2 protein-coding genes are annotated in these 1,078 nt (G+C 74.3%); both read right to left on the bottom strand.

Annotation, left to right across the window (positions count from 1 at the left end):
* The coding region (locus TR48_RS43800; RefSeq protein WP_042373861.1) for a hypothetical protein at positions 1–249 on the bottom strand (249 nt) is incomplete at its 3' end.
* A 175-nt stretch (positions 250–424) separates the two neighbouring features.
* A complete protein-coding gene (locus tag TR48_RS31975) occupies positions 425–1,000 on the bottom strand; it encodes a hypothetical protein (protein WP_042373860.1) in 576 nt (191 codons plus the stop codon).
* Between the last annotated feature and the right edge of the window lie 78 nt (positions 1,001–1,078).

The following is a 1,078-nucleotide window of genomic DNA, read 5'->3' as shown; positions in this document are numbered from 1 at the left end:
CTCGCCACTCGCGAACCGGTCGAGCAGCTCGGCGGCGTGGGACCGGTACAGCATCTCGGAGGTGCGGGTCCGGTCCAGGGTCGGGCGAACCAGGCTGAAGCCCGCGCGCCAGATCGGCCCCCGGCCCGTCTCGCCATGGCGTCGTTGAGCCTTCTCGATCTCCTCCTCGGCCCAGCCGAACACGGCGACAACCGAATCGGTCTCCTCGCGCAGGCTCCGCCAGATGCTCTCGACGGTCAGGGTGGTCATGGTGGTTGCCCTTCTCGGGTGTTGGTGGGGGCGGCCCTGGCCAGCCAGCGGCGGGAGGGTTTGCCCTCCGGCATGGGCAGGACCGCCGGGTGGTGCGTGCGGGCGCGGCGACTCCTGCGGGCAGCTCGCGCAGGGCCCGGGTTCCACACGCGCTGTCGCCGCGCCTGCTTGCAGCTCAGTGGTCGGGGGTGAGGCGGATGGTCTCGCCGTCGGAGCCGTAGATCTTGACGACTCCGGCGGCGTCGACGGTGACGGCCATGCCGTCGGGGCGGTCCGCGCCGCACAGCGCGTTCTCGACCGTGCGGGCGTTGGTGCGGGTGAAGTAGGGACGCCAGACGTGTCGCGCGCCCTGGACGACCAGCGCTGCATCCCAGCTGTCCCCGGTGAACGTGGCGGCCCAGTCGACCGGCTCGCCCGGCATGTAGGTGCGGGCGTCGGGCACGGCGGTCCAGCGGATCCGGACGTGCTCGTAGGGGGCCGGGCCGGTGGCGGTGATGCTCTGCCCGGTGCGCAGCACCGTGGTGCGCGGGGCCATGAGCGCCAGCGCCTCGGCGACGTGGGCGGCGGGCATCTGGCCGTCCGGATCGGCGAACGGGTGCACGGTCCAGCCGGTGGGGCGGGTGACTTCCATGCGGAACAGCGGGTGGCGGGCGGCGTCGCCGAGCCAGGACGTGACCCAGCGGGCGCGCTCGTTTGAGGTGTCGTCAGGGGTGGGGCAGGGGCCCGGCGTGCGGGCGAGCGTGGTCGACACGGGAACTCCTCGCGGGGTGGTGGGGTGGTCCTGGGGTGGGCGCGCCCCGTGCGGCCCGGTGCGGCGGCCCGGTGCGGC

Origin of the sequence: Streptacidiphilus neutrinimicus (assembly GCF_000787815.1) — a bacterium.
Taxonomy (GTDB): Bacteria; Actinomycetota; Actinomycetes; order Streptomycetales; family Streptomycetaceae; genus Streptacidiphilus; species Streptacidiphilus neutrinimicus.
The sequence above is the reverse complement of the archived record's forward strand: the minus strand, read 5'-3'. Positions and strand labels throughout refer to the sequence as shown.